The sequence below is a fragment of the Microbacterium maritypicum genome (assembly GCF_041529975.1).
Taxonomy (GTDB): domain Bacteria; phylum Actinomycetota; class Actinomycetes; order Actinomycetales; family Microbacteriaceae; genus Microbacterium.
In genome coordinates this window covers 841,227-854,673 of record NZ_CP168030.1, presented here as the reverse complement: position 1 = coordinate 854,673, position 13,447 = coordinate 841,227, and the positions used below count along the sequence as shown (strand labels likewise).

The 13,447-nt window shown below is 68.1% G+C and carries 15 protein-coding genes; 8 read left to right on the top strand and 7 right to left on the bottom strand.

Annotated features, from left to right (window positions below; genetic code table 11):
* Positions 1-13: 13 nt before the first annotated feature.
* Positions 14-418 (bottom strand): MerR family transcriptional regulator, encoded by a 405-nt coding sequence (locus ACCO44_RS04130; RefSeq protein ID WP_029263873.1) that lies wholly within the window; start codon positions 416-418, stop codon positions 14-16.
* Between the two features lie 56 nt (positions 419-474).
* Here ACCO44_RS04130 and ACCO44_RS04125 point away from each other — a divergent pair, with 56 nt between their 5' ends.
* Positions 475-1,371, top strand: coding sequence for an NAD(P)/FAD-dependent oxidoreductase (locus ACCO44_RS04125; protein ID WP_372468507.1), 897 nt, complete (start codon positions 475-477; stop codon positions 1,369-1,371).
* A 95-nt stretch (positions 1,372-1,466) separates the two neighbouring features.
* Here the strand turns inward: ACCO44_RS04125 and ACCO44_RS04120 are convergent, their stop codons facing one another.
* Both ACCO44_RS04120 and ACCO44_RS04115 read right to left on the bottom strand, forming a co-directional pair.
* Positions 1,467-2,096 (bottom strand): histidine phosphatase family protein, encoded by a 630-nt coding sequence (locus ACCO44_RS04120; RefSeq protein WP_372468505.1) that lies wholly within the window; start codon positions 2,094-2,096, stop codon positions 1,467-1,469.
* Position 2,097: 1 nt separating this feature from the next.
* A complete protein-coding gene (locus ACCO44_RS04115) occupies positions 2,098-2,496 on the bottom strand; it encodes a DUF5684 domain-containing protein (RefSeq protein ID WP_029263870.1) in 399 nt (132 codons plus the stop codon).
* A gap of 116 nt (positions 2,497-2,612) precedes the next feature.
* Between ACCO44_RS04115 and aspS the strand changes: the two genes are divergently transcribed.
* Complete coding sequence (aspS, locus tag ACCO44_RS04110) at positions 2,613-4,394, top strand: aspartate--tRNA ligase (RefSeq protein WP_105711151.1); 1,782 nt, start codon at positions 2,613-2,615, stop codon at positions 4,392-4,394.
* 139 nt (positions 4,395-4,533) lie between these two features.
* Here the strand turns inward: aspS and ACCO44_RS04105 are convergent, their stop codons facing one another.
* Positions 4,534-5,361 (bottom strand): sulfite exporter TauE/SafE family protein, encoded by an 828-nt coding sequence (locus ACCO44_RS04105; protein WP_372468502.1) that lies wholly within the window; start codon positions 5,359-5,361, stop codon positions 4,534-4,536.
* 66 nt (positions 5,362-5,427) lie between these two features.
* Here ACCO44_RS04105 and ACCO44_RS04100 point away from each other — a divergent pair, with 66 nt between their 5' ends.
* From ACCO44_RS04100 to ACCO44_RS04075, 6 genes are all read left to right on the top strand, one after another.
* Positions 5,428-5,943, top strand: a complete 516-nt coding sequence (locus tag ACCO44_RS04100; RefSeq protein WP_262002311.1) for a GNAT family N-acetyltransferase — start codon at positions 5,428-5,430, stop codon at positions 5,941-5,943.
* Between the two features lie 218 nt (positions 5,944-6,161).
* Positions 6,162-7,301 carry an ABC transporter substrate-binding protein gene (locus tag ACCO44_RS04095; protein WP_372468499.1) on the top strand — a complete coding sequence of 380 codons (1,140 nt, stop codon included), beginning with the start codon at positions 6,162-6,164 and terminating at the stop codon, positions 7,299-7,301.
* Positions 7,298-8,236, top strand: a complete 939-nt coding sequence (locus ACCO44_RS04090) for an ABC transporter permease (RefSeq protein ID WP_372468497.1) — start codon at positions 7,298-7,300, stop codon at positions 8,234-8,236. Before ACCO44_RS04095 ends, ACCO44_RS04090 begins: the two co-directional genes overlap by 4 nt.
* Positions 8,233-9,024 (top strand): ABC transporter permease, encoded by a 792-nt coding sequence (locus ACCO44_RS04085; RefSeq protein WP_372468495.1) that lies wholly within the window; start codon positions 8,233-8,235, stop codon positions 9,022-9,024. Before ACCO44_RS04090 ends, ACCO44_RS04085 begins: the two co-directional genes overlap by 4 nt.
* Positions 9,021-10,112: an ABC transporter ATP-binding protein gene (locus ACCO44_RS04080; protein WP_372468493.1), complete on the top strand. Its 1,092-nt coding sequence runs from the start codon at positions 9,021-9,023 to the stop codon at positions 10,110-10,112. Before ACCO44_RS04085 ends, ACCO44_RS04080 begins: the two co-directional genes overlap by 4 nt.
* A gap of 85 nt (positions 10,113-10,197) precedes the next feature.
* Positions 10,198-10,377: a YegP family protein gene (locus ACCO44_RS04075; RefSeq protein WP_372468491.1), complete on the top strand. Its 180-nt coding sequence runs from the start codon at positions 10,198-10,200 to the stop codon at positions 10,375-10,377.
* A gap of 101 nt (positions 10,378-10,478) precedes the next feature.
* Here ACCO44_RS04075 and ACCO44_RS04070 read toward each other — a convergent pair whose 3' ends face one another.
* From ACCO44_RS04070 to ACCO44_RS04060, 3 genes are read right to left on the bottom strand one after another with little or no spacing between them, the layout of a single operon-like run.
* Positions 10,479-11,234: an amino acid ABC transporter ATP-binding protein gene (locus ACCO44_RS04070; RefSeq protein ID WP_029263861.1), complete on the bottom strand. Its 756-nt coding sequence runs from the start codon at positions 11,232-11,234 to the stop codon at positions 10,479-10,481.
* Entirely contained in the window at positions 11,231-12,028 is a 798-nt protein-coding gene (locus tag ACCO44_RS04065; protein WP_372468488.1) for an amino acid ABC transporter permease, read from the bottom strand. Before ACCO44_RS04065 ends, ACCO44_RS04070 begins: the two co-directional genes overlap by 4 nt.
* 34 nt (positions 12,029-12,062) lie before the next feature.
* Entirely contained in the window at positions 12,063-12,875 is an 813-nt protein-coding gene (locus ACCO44_RS04060) for a basic amino acid ABC transporter substrate-binding protein (protein WP_105711145.1), read from the bottom strand.
* Positions 12,876-13,447: the final 572 nt, after the last annotated feature.

The following is a 13,447-nucleotide window of genomic DNA, read 5'->3' as shown; positions in this document are numbered from 1 at the left end:
CCTGAGACCTCGGTCAGAACCGCGCCAGGACGTCGTCGACGCCGGCCCGGAACCGCGGGCAGGTGGCGATGTCGTGAGCCCGGCATCCCATCGCGTGTTCGGTCATCTCACGCGACCGGCGCATCTCTTCCATGCGCCGATCGAGGTCGTCGAGGTGCTGCTGGAGCACCTGGTGTCGACCTGCGCTGCCGTCGTCGAGCAGCACGGCGATCTGGTCGAGCGTCATCCCGGCGGCCTTGCTGCGCTGGATCACGGCGATGCGCACGACCTCGTCCTCGCCGTAGCGGCGGCGTCCCGCCGAGTCACGCGGCGGCCGCAGCAGACCGACCGATTCCCAGTGCCGCAGTACGTTCGTCGGCAGCTCGAACCGGGCGGCGACATCTCCGACGGACCACGGATGCTCAGCACTTGACTTCATGTTGACATGAAGTCACAGACTGGCGGGGAAAGCAACCTCCCACCGGAAGGACCACCATGTACGACGCCATCGTCATCGGCGCAGGGCCCGCAGGACTGCAGGCCGCTCTGACCCTCGGACGCATGCACCGCTCCACGCTGCTGCTCGACTCCGGCGAGTACCGCAACGGCACCGTCCTGCACATGCACAACATGGTCGGCGAAGACGGTGCGCCGCCGGCGGAGTTCCGCGCCACCGCCCGTACCGAGCTCTCCGCCTACGCCGACGCGGAGGTCCGCGACATCGGCGCTGCGAGCATCGCCGGGACGGACGGGGACGGTTTCCAGGTCACCCTCGCCGACGGTTCGGCGGTCGACGGGCGCCGCGTGATCCTCGCCACCGGCGTCGCCGACGACCTCCCTCCCGTCCCCGGACTGCAGGATCTGTGGGGCACGCACGCTTTCATGTGCCCGTTCTGCGATGGACATGAGCACGCGGACAAGCCGATCGGTATCGTCGGTGCAGCTCCTCGAGCCGAGCACCTGATCGGCCTGCTCGGGCGCATCGTCGGCGACATCACCGTCTTCCCCGTCGACGAGGCGTTCTCCGCCGAGGATGCGCGGACCCTGGAGGCGAAGGGTGTGCGCGTGAGCAGCACTCCCGTCGTCTCGGTCGAGAACGACACCGACGGTGTGCGGATCCGCACGGACGACGACGAGCGCACGGTCGCCGGCATCTTCGTGGCGGCTGGAGCGATGCGTCAGCGGGCGCCGTTCGCCGCGGACCTCGGGCTGGCGATGCTCGAGTCCGGCTCGATCGAGATCGACGAGTTCGGCCGCACCTCGATCCCGGGCGTCTTCGCCGCCGGTGACCTCGCCCACCGCGCCAGCCTCCCCGGCCCGATGGCGTCGGTGCTGCTCGCGGCCGCCGCCGGTCAGCTCGCGGCGGTCGGCATCATCCAGTCACTCGCCTGAGCGGGACGTTTCGTCTCGTCGCTGCGCTCCTCGCTCAACGACCGATTCGGTCGTTGAGCGAGCGCAGCGAGACGAAATGCCCACGCGAACGAAAGTCAGACCGCGCCGACGTCGACAGCGGAGCCCGTCGCGGCGGGCTCCGCGTAGGCCACCTCGCGCCACACATCACCGACCCGCTCGAACGAGGTGACGCTCGACAGCGCGCAGCGACGGGTGCGCGGGTCGTGCCGCAACGGCAGACCCGCGACGCGGAGGTGCGTGATCCAGATCGGCGCCTGGTGCGAGACCATCACGAGGTCCCCCTCCGGCGCCGCATCCCAGGCCTCGTCCATCACGCTGAGCATCCGCTCCGCAATGGAGGTGTACGGCTCGCCCCAGCTCGGCACAGAAGGCTGGCGCAGGTGCCACCAGTTCATCGGGTTCATCAGGGAGCGACGCATCTGCGTGCCCTCGAACACGTTGGCCGGCTCGATCAGGCGGATGTCCGTCTCGGGCACGAGGTCGAACCGCTCGGCGAACGGCTCCGCCGACTCCTGCGCCCGCTCGAGAGGCGAGGCGTACAGGGCGACGACGGGGCGATCGAGCGACGCCAGGTGGTCGGCCGCGGCCGCTGCCATCCCCCGGCCTGCCTTGCTCAGGTGATAGTCGGGAAGCCGCCCGTAGAGCACGCGAGCAGGGTTGTGCACCTCACCGTGTCGGACGAGGTGCAGACGAGACGCCGTCATGTCACGCCTTGCGGTAGCGGGAGTCGCCGAAGCCGAGGATGAAGTATCCGATGAACGAGAACACGAAGAGCAGGAAGAACGAGAAGACCCCGCCCTTGCCGAAGCGCGCGCCGACCTTGACGGCGACGACGATCGCGAGCACCACGTTCGCGATCGGCACCAGATAGAGCAGCACCCACCAGCCCGACATGCCGGCGATGCGCAGCAGGAAGATCGCGTTGACGATCGGGATGAGGGCGAGGATGCCGGGGTATCCGGCCTTGGTGAACACCTTCCACCAGGCGACGGCGAGGAGGATGTAGAAGATCAGCGCCACCACGCCGGAGGTTCCGGAGAAGATCTGGCTGACGAAGTCGGGGACGACCGGGACGTCGGCCGCGGGGACGAGGGTGAGATTCATGGGGCACCTTCCGTTCACAGCCACCCTACTGATCGACGGCCCACCCCGCCGGGAGGAGCCGCGCACCCCCGTAGAATGGCCGGGTTCCCCATTTCCCAGATCAGAAGGAATACTCCGTGCTTCGCACCCACTCGGCAGGCTCTCTGCGAGCCGAGCACATCGGTCAGACCGTCACCCTCTCGGGTTGGGTCGACCGCCGTCGTGACCACGGAGGAGTCGCTTTCATCGATCTGCGGGATGCCTCGGGCATCGCCCAGGTCGTCATCCGCGACGAGGAGATCGCCCACCCGCTGCGCAACGAGTTCGTCCTGAAGGTGACCGGCGAAGTGTCGCGGCGCCCCGAGGGCAACGCGAACCCGAACCTGCCGACCGGCGAGATCGAGCTCATCGCGACCGACGTCGAGGTGCTCAACGAGTCCGCGCCACTCCCCTTCCAGGTCTCCACGGCTGTCGCCGACACCGAGACCGTCGGCGAGGAGGCACGCCTCAAGTACCGCTACCTCGACCTGCGTCGTCCTGCCCAGGCGGCGAACCTGCGCCTGCGCTCGAACGTCTACAAGGCGATCCGCGACGTGCTGCACGCCGAGGACTTCACCGAGGTCGAGACGCCGACCCTCACGCGCTCGACCCCGGAGGGCGCCCGCGACTTCCTGGTGCCGGCACGTCTGAGCCCGGGAAGCTGGTACGCCCTGCCGCAGTCGCCGCAGCTGTTCAAGCAGCTGCTGATGGTCGGCGGCGTGGAGAAGTACTTCCAGATCGCGCGCTGCTACCGCGACGAGGACTTCCGCGCCGACCGCCAGCCCGAGTTCACGCAGCTCGACATCGAGATGAGCTTCGTCGACCAGGAAGACGTCATCACGCTGATGGAGTCGCTCATCGTCGCGATGTGGAAGACGATCGGTGTCGAGGTCGCGACCCCGCTCCCCCGCATCACGTACGCCGACGCCATGGCCAAGTACGGCTCCGACAAGCCCGACCTGCGCTTCGGCCTCGAGCTCGTCGAAGCGACCGAGTACTTCCAGGACACGCCGTTCCGCGTGTTCCAGGCGGAGTACGTCGGTGCCGTGCGCATGCCCGGTGGTGCGAGCCAGCCGCGCAAGCAGCTCGACGCCTGGCAGGACTGGGCCAAGCAGCGCGGCGCCCGTGGTCTCGCCTATGTCCTGTTCAACGAAGACGGTTCGCTCGGCGGCCCCGCGGCCAAGAACCTGTCCGAAGCCGAGCAGGCCGGACTCGCCGCCTTCGTGGGCGCCGAGCCGGGCGACTGCGTGTTCTTCGCCGCCGGTTCCACCAAGGAGAGCCGCGCACTGCTCGGCGCCGCCCGCGTCGAGATCGGTCGCCGCCTCGGCTACCTGAACCCGGACGAGTTCGCGTTCACCTGGGTCGTCGACGCTCCGATGTTCGAGCCGGCCGCCGACGCCGTGGCCTCGGGCGACGTGGCCGTGGGTGCCGGCGCCTGGACTGCCGTGCACCACGCGTTCACCGGTCCGAAGCCCGAATTCCAGGACACGTTCGACACCGACCCCGGCTCGGCCCTCGCCTACGCGTACGACATCGTGTGCAACGGCTCCGAGCTCGGCGGCGGCTCGATCCGCATCCACCGCGAAGACGTGCAGAAGCGCGTGTTCGAGGTCATGGGCATCAGCGACGAGCAGGCCGACGAGCAGTTCGGCTTCCTGCTCGACGCGTTCAAGTTCGGCGCACCGCCGCACGGTGGGATCGCGCTCGGCATGGACCGCGTGCTGCAGCACCTGTCCAAGACCGAGTCGATCCGTGAGGTCATCGCGTTCCCGAAGTCCGGCAACGGCTTCGACCCGCTGACCTCCGCTCCCGCGCCCATCACCGACGCGCAGCGCGCCGAGGCCGGCGTCGACTTCGAACCCGAGGACGACGAGGCCTGACGACCGTTTCGTCTCGCTCCGCTCGCTCAACGACCGGGTTCCTCCCAGGGGCCTCGGTCGTTGATCGAGGAGCGCAACGCCCAGCCAACGCCAACCTCGGTCGTTGAGCGAGGAGCGCAGCGACGAGACGAAACGCCGTTCAGCCGAGGAGCGCGAGCACGGGGACGATGTTCTCGTTCCACACGTCGACCCCGAGCTTGGCGATCAGGCCGACCACGACCACCAGGAAGACGACGCGGATGAAGGTCGTCCCCCGCGAGATCGCCATCCGCGACCCCAGGTAACTGCCCGCGACGTTCGCCACCGCGAGGATGCCGCCCAGCAGCCACAGCACCGCCCCGTGCGGGATGAACAGCATCAGCGCGCCCGCGTTCGTCGCGAGGTTCACGATCTTCGCCTTCGCGCTCGCCTGCAGGAAGTCGTAGCCGAGCAGGGCGACGAGCGTGATGACGAGGAAGGTGCCGGTGCCGGGGCCGATCATCCCGTCGTAGAACCCGATGCCGAGCCCGGCGGCACCCGCCATGATGTGGTGTTTGTGCCCGTGGTACCGCAGCTTCGTCGCCGCGCCCATCTGCGGCCGGAACGCGGTGAACAGAGCGACGACCAGCAGGGCGATCACGATGATGGGCTTGAACGCGGCGGGCGGCAGTACCGTCGCGACGGCCGCGCCCCCGAACGAGCCGATGAACGCGATCGCCGCCATCGGCAAGGCCGTACGGATGTCGGGTTTGGCGCGGCGGTAATAGGTGACACTGCTGGTCGCGGTGCCGAAGACGGAGGCGAGCTTGTTGGTCGCCAGCGCCTGCACGGGCGAGATGCCGGGGATCAGCAGCAGCGCCGGCAGCTGCAGCAGACCGCCCCCGCCGACGACCGCATCGATCCAGCCGGCGCAGAACGCGGCGATGACGACGAGGAGGAGCATCCCCCAGGTGAGCTGCTCCAGTCCGAGCACGGCGCCGATATCCACTCGGCCATGATTCCAGAGAGTCGGCCGCACGCCGGCATCCGCTCCGCCCGCTGGCAGACTGGTCGCATGCTCGAGGCCCTCCCACTGCCCCACTCCTTCGAATCGCGCATCGGGACGGCCGTGCTCCGCCGTGCGGTGGTCGATGACGCGGATGCCGTGATCGCGTTGCTCGCGGACGACCCGATCAGCGCGGCGCGGGGCGATGTGGCATCCGACGAGGATCGCCCCGTGTACGCTCAGGCCCTCACCGAGATCCTGGCCGAGCCCTCGAACGATCTGCTCGTCGTCGAGCTCGACGGCGCGGTCGTCGGCACGCTGCAGCTCACCTCGATCCCCGGGATGTCACGCCGCGGCGCGCGGCGACTGCTGGTCGAGGCGGTACGCGTGCACAGCGGTCTGCGGTCGTCGGGCATCGGATCCGCGGTGATGCGCTGGGTGGGTGAGGCGGCGGCCCCCGCTGTCGGCGCGTCGATGGTGCAGCTCACCTCGGATGCCGCCCGCACCGACGCCCACCGCTTCTACGAGCGCCTCGGCTACGTGGGCTCGCACCGCGGCTTCAAGTACAACGTCCCGCAGGCCTGACCCGCGCTTCCCTCGGCCGATCGCAGCGTCCTCGGCCTGATTCTCGGATTCGGGCCGAGCGAAGCGCGTAAGGCCGAGCGAACCGCACCCCGCATCCGTCCCGCCACCACCGCGACACTCGCCGTTCACCCGGCCCGGGACGGTCGGCAACCTGCGCCTCATAGTGTCCTCTCGCAACCCGAAACCGGCGCACCCCGCCGGACACCGAGAGGACACTCATGGCTCGCTTCACCCGCCGCGCGCGCATCGGCGCCGGCATCGCCCTGGCCACCACGGCCGTACTCGCGCTCACCTCCTGCGCGTCCGCCACCGACGCACCGGCTTCGAGCAGCGAGGGGGTCGATGCCGCCGCGGCCACGTCCGTGGAGGACTTCGGCACGTTCGCCGACCTCGAGGCCGCTGCCAAGGAGGAGGGGTCGCTCAACGTCATCGCCCTTCCCCGCGACTGGGCGAACTACGGCGAGATCCTCGACCTGTTCACCGAGAAGTACCCCGAGATCACGATCAACGAGGCCTCGCCCGACGTCTCCAGTGCCGAGGAGATCCAGGCCGCCGAGACCAACAAGGGCCTCGACACCGCGCCCGACGTGTTCGACCTCGGTCTGACCGTCGCACTGCAGAACACCGACACGTTCGCTCCCTACAAGGTGCAGACGTGGGACGAGATCCCCGACGAGCTCAAGGAGCCGACCGGACTCTTCGTCGGCGACTACGGCGGATACATGTCGATCGGCTACGACTCGTCGAAGTTCGATGCGCCCGCCGAGCTCGCCGACCTGCTGTCGCCCGACTACAAGGGCGCCGTCGCGATCAACGGCGACCCGACCCAGGCCGGCGCCGCGTTCGCCGCCGTGGGCCTCGCCACCGTGCAGTCCGACGGCACGCTCGACGACTTCCAGCCCGGCATCGACTTCTTCTCGGACATGCAGAAGGCCGGCAACCTGCTCAAGGTGGATGTCACCACGGCGACCATCGCGAGCGGCGAGACCCCGGTCGTCTTCGACTGGGACTACCTGAACGCCTCGCACACGGCCGACAACGAGGACTGGAAGGTCGTCGTGCTCGACGGCACCGGATACGCCGGCTACTACAACCAGGCCATCAACGTCGACGCCCCGAACCCGGCGGCGGCCCGCCTGTGGCAGGAGTTCCTCTACAGCGACGAGGTGCAGAACCTCTGGCTGAAGGGTGGCGCGCGTCCGGTGCGCATGGAGGCCATGACCGAGGCGGGAACGATCGACGCCGACCTCGCGGCCGCGCTCCCCGAGGCTCCCGAGGAGACCGTGGTGCCGACCGAGGAGCAGTCGACGAACGCCGGCACGCTGCTCGGTGAGAAGTGGGCCGCGGCCGTCCAGTGACGACAATCTCCGCACCGGGGGTGGATGCTGCGGCATCCGCCCCCGCCACGGCCGCCGGGCCTTCGCAGCATGCGAGGGCCCGGCGGTCCGGCCCGTCCCCCGCGTGGCTCGGGCTCGTCCCGTTCGCGGCCTACGTCCTGCTGTTCCTCGCCGTGCCGACCATCCTCGCGATCGGCTCCGGCTTCTTCGACGACGACGGCGCCTTCACCTGGACGAACGTCGCGGCCCTCGCCGACCCGGTCGTGCTGAACACCTTCGCGAACTCCGCCTGGCTCTCCCTGCTCACGGCCGTCGTCGGCGCGGTCGTCGGCGCGCTCGTCTGCTACGCCCTCCTCGGCATGAATCCCGACGGGGCGATGCGCCAGTCGGTGGATGCTGCGGCCGGCGTGCTCGCGCAGTTCGGCGGGGTCATGCTGGCGTTCGCCTTCATCGCCACGATCGGCATCCAGGGTGTCGTCACCCTGTTCCTCCAGGACACGTTCGGGATCGACATCTTCGCGAACGGCGCCTGGTTGTACGAGCTGCCCGGGCTGATCCTGCCCTACATCTACTTCCAGATCCCGCTGATGGTCATCACGTTCATGCCCGCCCTCGCCGCGCTCAAGCCGCAGTGGGCCGAGGCGAACCTCACTCTCGGCGGTAGCCGCTCCAGCTTCTGGCTGCGCATCGGCTTCCCCGTGCTCGCCCCCTCGTTCCTCGCCAGCCTGTTGCTGCTGTTCGCCAACGCGTTCTCCTCTTATGCGACGGCCGCCGCTCTCGCCAGCCAGGGTTCGCAGATCGTGCCGCTGCAGATCCGCACCGCCCTCACGAGCGAGACGCTGCTCGGGCGGGAGAACCTCGCCGGAGCCCTCGCACTCGGCATGATCGTCGTGGTGACGGTCGTGATGTCCCTGTACTCGCTCATCCAGCGCCGCGCGGCACGGTGGCAGTCGTGAATCGCCTCGGTCCCTCTCGCACGACCCGCTGGGTCATCGGCATCATCGTCGGCGCGTTCTTCGCCATCCCCCTCGCCTCGACCTTCCTGTTCACGCTCCGTGGGAAGGAAGGACCGACTCTCGAACACTGGGCCGCCCTCTTCGATCCGGCCGCCTCCGCCGCCATCAAGCCGATCTGGACGGGCCTGGGCAACTCGCTCGTGCTCGCGGTCGTCACGGTCGCGATCGTGCTGCTCCTGCTCGCGCCGACCATGATCCTGGTCAACCTGCGCTTCCCGAAGCTCAAGCCCGCATTCGAGTTCGCGGCGCTGCTGCCGATCTCGATCCCCGCGATCGTACTCGTCGTCGGGCTCGCGCCGCTCTATCTGCAGATCGGGCGGACGCTGGGCACGGGCACCTGGACCCTCGCGTTCGCCTACGGCATCACCGTTCTCCCCTACGCCTCCCGATCGATCCAGGCCTCGATCGATGCCGCCGACCTGCGCACCCTCTCCGAAGCGGCGCGCTCACTCGGCGCGAGCTGGCCGACCGTGATCCTGAGGGTGCTGGCGCCGAACCTCCGGCAGGGACTCCTCGCGGCATCGCTGATCTCGATCGCCGTCGTGCTGGGCGAGTTCACGATCGCCTCGCTCCTGAACCGCCCGGTGTTCCAGACCGCCATGGTCGTCGTGCAGAAGCAGGATCCCTACGCGCCGGCGATCTTCACCCTGCTGGCGCTGGCGTTCGTCTTCCTTGTGCTCCTCCTCATCGGCCGCGTCGCCCGCGGCACCGGAAAGGCCCGCTCATGACCCTCGATCAGGCGCTGCCGCGCACCAAGGACAACCTGCTCCTGGCACGAGCCGGTGAGGGGACCCGCGTCGAGCTGCAAGGCATCGTGAAGAGCTACGCCGGCACGCGCGTGCTGCACGGGGTGGACCTCGACATCGCGCCCGGCGAGTTCGTCTCGCTGCTCGGCCCGTCGGGATGCGGCAAGACGACGCTGCTCCGGGTGCTCGCCGGACTCGAGGGCGCCGACGAGGGTGCGGTGCTGCTCGGGGGCGGTGACGTATCGCGTGTGCCGACGAACAGACGCGACATCGGCATGGTCTTCCAGTCGTACTCGCTGTTCCCGCATCTGCGGGTGGTCGACAACACGGCATTCGGTCTGCGGCGGCGCGGCGTCGGCAGGCAGGAGGCGCAGAAGCGTGCGCTCGATGCCCTCGCGCTGGTCGGCCTGGCGGACTTCGCCGACCGCTTCCCGCACCAGCTCTCCGGCGGGCAACAGCAGCGGGTCGCGCTCGCGCGGGCTCTCGTCACCGAGCCCAAGGTGCTTCTGCTCGACGAGCCGCTGTCGGCCCTGGACGCCAAGGTGCGCGTGCAGCTGCGCGATGAGATCCGCCGCATCCAGCTGCGCCTCGGCATCACGACGGTCTTCGTCACGCACGACCAGGAGGAGGCGCTGGCCGTCTCCGACCGGATCGCCGTGATGAACGCGGGGCGGATCGAGCAGATCGGCTCTCCGGAGCAGTTGTACACGACCCCTTCGACGGCGGGGGTCGCGGCCTTCGTGGGGCTCTCCAGCGTCGTCTCCGGCGTCGCCGAGGGCGACCACGTGCTGGTGTGGGGGCAGCGCCTGCCGCTGCAGTCGCCAGCAGACGGCCCGGTCGATGTGTACCTCCGACCCGAGAACGTCTACTTCGCGTCGGAGGCGGATGCCGCCACCGACGCCCTGGTCGAGGAGAGCACCTTCCTCGGCAGCATGCGCCGCACCCTCGTCCGCACCGAGTCGGGCGAGCTCGTCCGGGTGCAGCACGCCCCCGGCATCCATCCCTCGTTCGGCGACCGGGTGCGCATCGCCGTCGCCCCGGAGCCGGTCGCGGTGCACCCGCGCGGGTGAAGCCGCCCTTCCCACCGATATACCGGGACCGCTAGCGTGAGCCGCGAGGGCGGGTTCCCTCCATCCGAAAGAGAAAGGACGCCTCATGGCAGGCACGTTCGAGCTTTACACCGACAAGTCCGGTGAGTACCGGTTCCGTCTGAAGGCCGGCAACGGCGAGGTCATCGCGATCAGCGAGGGCTACTCGTCGAAGTCCGGCGCGCTGAACGGCATCGACGCCGTCCGCCGCAACGCCGCCGACGCCGAGGTCGTCGAGGTCGACTAGCTCGACACCCCCACTTCACGACGAGACCCCCTGGTGCAGACGTCTGCAACAGGGGGTCTCGTCGTGAAGGCGGGGTCTCGGCGGACCCTGCCGCCGCAACCTCAGAGCACGCGCGCCAGGAAGTCCTTCGTGCGCGGATGCTGCGGGTTCGCCAGCACTTCGCGCGGGTCTCCCTCCTCGACGATGTGTCCGCCGTCCATGAAGATCAGGCGCGAGCCGACCTCCCGCGCGAAGCCCATCTCGTGCGTGACGACGAGCATCGTCATCCCCTCGTCGGCCAGTGAGCGCATGACCTGCAGCACCTCGCCGACCAGCTCGGGGTCCAGTGCCGAGGTCGGCTCGTCGAACAGCATCATGTCCGGGTTCATGCACAGCGCACGCGCGATCGCGACGCGCTGCTGCTGCCCGCCGGACAGGTGTCCGGGGTAGGCATCCGACTTCTCGGACAATCCCACGCGCTCCAGCATGGCGCGCGCGATCAGCTCGGCTTCCTTCTTCGAGCGCTTCTTCACCCGCTGCTGGGCGACCGTCAGGTTGCCGAGCACATCCAGATGCGGGAAGAGGTTGAAGCTCTGGAACACCATGCCGATGCGCGTGCGCACACCGTCGATGTCGACGTCGGGATCGGTGATGTCGATCCCCTCGATCAGCACCTTGCCGGCGGTCGGCTCCTCGAGCAGGTTGACCGACCGCAGCAACGTCGACTTGCCGGAGCCCGATGGTCCGATCACGCAGACGACCTCGCCTCGGGTGACGGTGAGGTCGATGCCCTTGAGCACCTCGTTGTCGCCGAACGACTTCACGAGCCCCTGCACATCGATCGCGGGGGCATGCACATCGATCAGTTCGGTGATCATCGCTGCCTCGCCATCCGACGCTCCAGCCACGCGCTGAAGCGCGTGAGCGGGATCGTCACGATCAGGTACAGGATCGCCGCCATGATCAGCGGCGTTCCGTTCGCGTTCTGGGTGCTCGCGTCACGCGCGAAGTTCGTGAGCTCTTTCGACCAGATGAAGGACCCGGCGATGAACAGCAGCGAGGTGTCCTTCAGCAGCAGCACGAACTCGTTGGTGAGCGGCGGGATGATGATCCGGAACCCCTGCGGCACGACGATCCAGAACGTCGTCTTCATGGGCGACATACCCAGCGAGCGCGCGGCCTCCGTCTGCCCCTTCGGGACCGCCTGGATCCCGGCGCGGATCGTCTCGGCCATGTACGCCGAGGCGACGAGGATGAGACCGACGAGACCGAGCACGACCGGTCCGCCGAGCTTCGACCCGGGAACGCCCACGGCGATCGGCAGGATGTAGGCGATACCGAAGATCGTGAGGATCGCGGGGAGTCCACGGAACAGCTCGATCCAGCACGTCGCGATCCAGCGGAACGGGGCGATGACCGACAGCTTCATCAGGGCCAGCAGCACACCGAGCAGCAGGCCGCCGACGAACGCCACGGCAGTGAACCACAGGGTGTTCACGAGTGCGGTCGTGATGATCCCGGGGAACATCTTCGCCGCGACCGCGGGGTTGAAGAACAGCGGTCCGATCTTCGCCCAGTCGGTGGTCACGATCGCCCAGACGGCGATCACGATCAGCACCGCATAGACCGAGTACCGATACAGCTTGCTCTTGGTGGTACGCCTCAACGCCATCGTCGAGGTCCTCCCGCTCTACCGACGCCGCCGGTCACTTGGCCGCGAGGTACTCGTCGTAGATCTTCTGGTAGCCGCCGTCGTCCTGGAGCTCCTTGAGCGCCTTGTTGATGGCTTCACGGAGCTCGTCCTTCTCGCCCTTGGCGAAGGCGAAGCCGTACGACTCGTCGGTCGGGTAGGTCTCGACGATCTTGTAGTCGGAGTCAGCCTGCTCGTGCTCGTAGTTGACGGGCTGGTCCTGCAGGATGGCCTCGATCTGCCCGGCCTGCATGGCCGGCCACAACTCACCGTCGCCGCCGTACTGCACGAGCTGGGCTCCCTTGGCGTTCTCGGTCGCGTAGGTCTCACCGGTGGTGCCCTGCTGCACGCCGACGTTCTTGCCGTCGAGGTCGTCGATGGACTTGATGTCCGAGTCGGTACGCACGAGCAGCGACTGCAGAGACTCGACGTACGGGTCGGAGAAGTCGATGTTGGCCTTGCGCTCCTCGGTGATCGTCATGGCCGACGCACCGATGTCGCACTGGCCCGAGACGAGGATCGCACCCGACTGCAGCGGGTCGAAAGCCACGTCCTGCACGGTGACCTTGAGATCGAGCTTCTCGGCGATCGCGGTGAGGAGATCGATGTCGAAACCGATGATCTTCCCGTTGTCGTCCTCAAACTCGAAGGGCGGGTAGGGAACGTCGGAGCAGACCGTGAGCGTGCCGGCCTCGATCAGACCGTACTCATCGCCCGCGGCGGGAGCGTCACTGCTTCCCGCATCGGACGAACCGGTCGCGCAGCCGGCGAGCGCGAGAGTGGCGGTCGCCACGAGGGCGAGACCGGCGATGAGGTTACGACGAGGCATGTCGGCTCCTGTAAGACGAGGGCGGGGTGTGCCCACGGACGGGTAGGAGAACATCTAAACATGCGGCCCGTCGCGTGACCAATGACATCAGTCGGTCGACGTATCACGTTTGCGTTGCAAGTGCACGTCAGTGGCGACGTGGAACCGAGTGCCGAGAGTTCTGGGACCGGGCGCCACGATTCAGCATTCACGGAGGAAGCGGTGCGCGGCTACCATCCGAGTTCGCTCGCGCACCGCGTATCCACGGCCATTGCCTTACGACCCTTATTCCGCTACCACGCGGCTCCAAAGTATGCGTACTTGTTCAACGGCTTGTACACGGTTACCTTCATCTGGCCCCCGGGAACACTCGGGCACACTTTGGACTTTGTCGTACCCGTACCCTCAAGGGTGCACGTGTAGTTGTACGGACCGAAAAGCGTGACCTTCACTGTCGAGGTCGCGTTGGTGTTGTGCCAGTTGATCGTGACGCTTCCCGATGTCGTATGAGTCTTGATCGTCAGCACGCACGTCGTGACAGTCCCCCCGCAGGACGTTCCTACCGAATCTGCTGCTTGCGCCGGGAGGGCGAT

What these genes read in the sequence shown, in the direction of transcription:
- ACCO44_RS04080 (WP_372468493.1), top strand. Translation starts at nt 9,021, where the DNA reads ATGACCCTCGATCAGGCGCTGCCGCGCACCAAGGACAACCTGCTCCTG.
- ACCO44_RS04100 (WP_262002311.1), top strand. Translation starts at nt 5,428, where the DNA reads ATGCTCGAGGCCCTCCCACTGCCCCACTCCTTCGAATCGCGCATCGGG.
- ACCO44_RS04115 (WP_029263870.1), bottom strand. Translation starts at nt 2,496, where the DNA reads ATGAATCTCACCCTCGTCCCCGCGGCCGACGTCCCGGTCGTCCCCGAC.
- ACCO44_RS04125 (WP_372468507.1), top strand. Translation starts at nt 475, where the DNA reads ATGTACGACGCCATCGTCATCGGCGCAGGGCCCGCAGGACTGCAGGCC.
- ACCO44_RS04070 (WP_029263861.1), bottom strand. Translation starts at nt 11,234, where the DNA reads ATGATCACCGAACTGATCGATGTGCATGCCCCCGCGATCGATGTGCAG.
- ACCO44_RS04120 (WP_372468505.1), bottom strand. Translation starts at nt 2,096, where the DNA reads ATGACGGCGTCTCGTCTGCACCTCGTCCGACACGGTGAGGTGCACAAC.
- ACCO44_RS04065 (WP_372468488.1), bottom strand. Translation starts at nt 12,028, where the DNA reads ATGGCGTTGAGGCGTACCACCAAGAGCAAGCTGTATCGGTACTCGGTC.
- ACCO44_RS04095 (WP_372468499.1), top strand. Translation starts at nt 6,162, where the DNA reads ATGGCTCGCTTCACCCGCCGCGCGCGCATCGGCGCCGGCATCGCCCTG.
- ACCO44_RS04075 (WP_372468491.1), top strand. Translation starts at nt 10,198, where the DNA reads ATGGCAGGCACGTTCGAGCTTTACACCGACAAGTCCGGTGAGTACCGG.
- ACCO44_RS04130 (WP_029263873.1), bottom strand. Translation starts at nt 418, where the DNA reads ATGAAGTCAAGTGCTGAGCATCCGTGGTCCGTCGGAGATGTCGCCGCC.
- ACCO44_RS04060 (WP_105711145.1), bottom strand. Translation starts at nt 12,875, where the DNA reads ATGCCTCGTCGTAACCTCATCGCCGGTCTCGCCCTCGTGGCGACCGCC.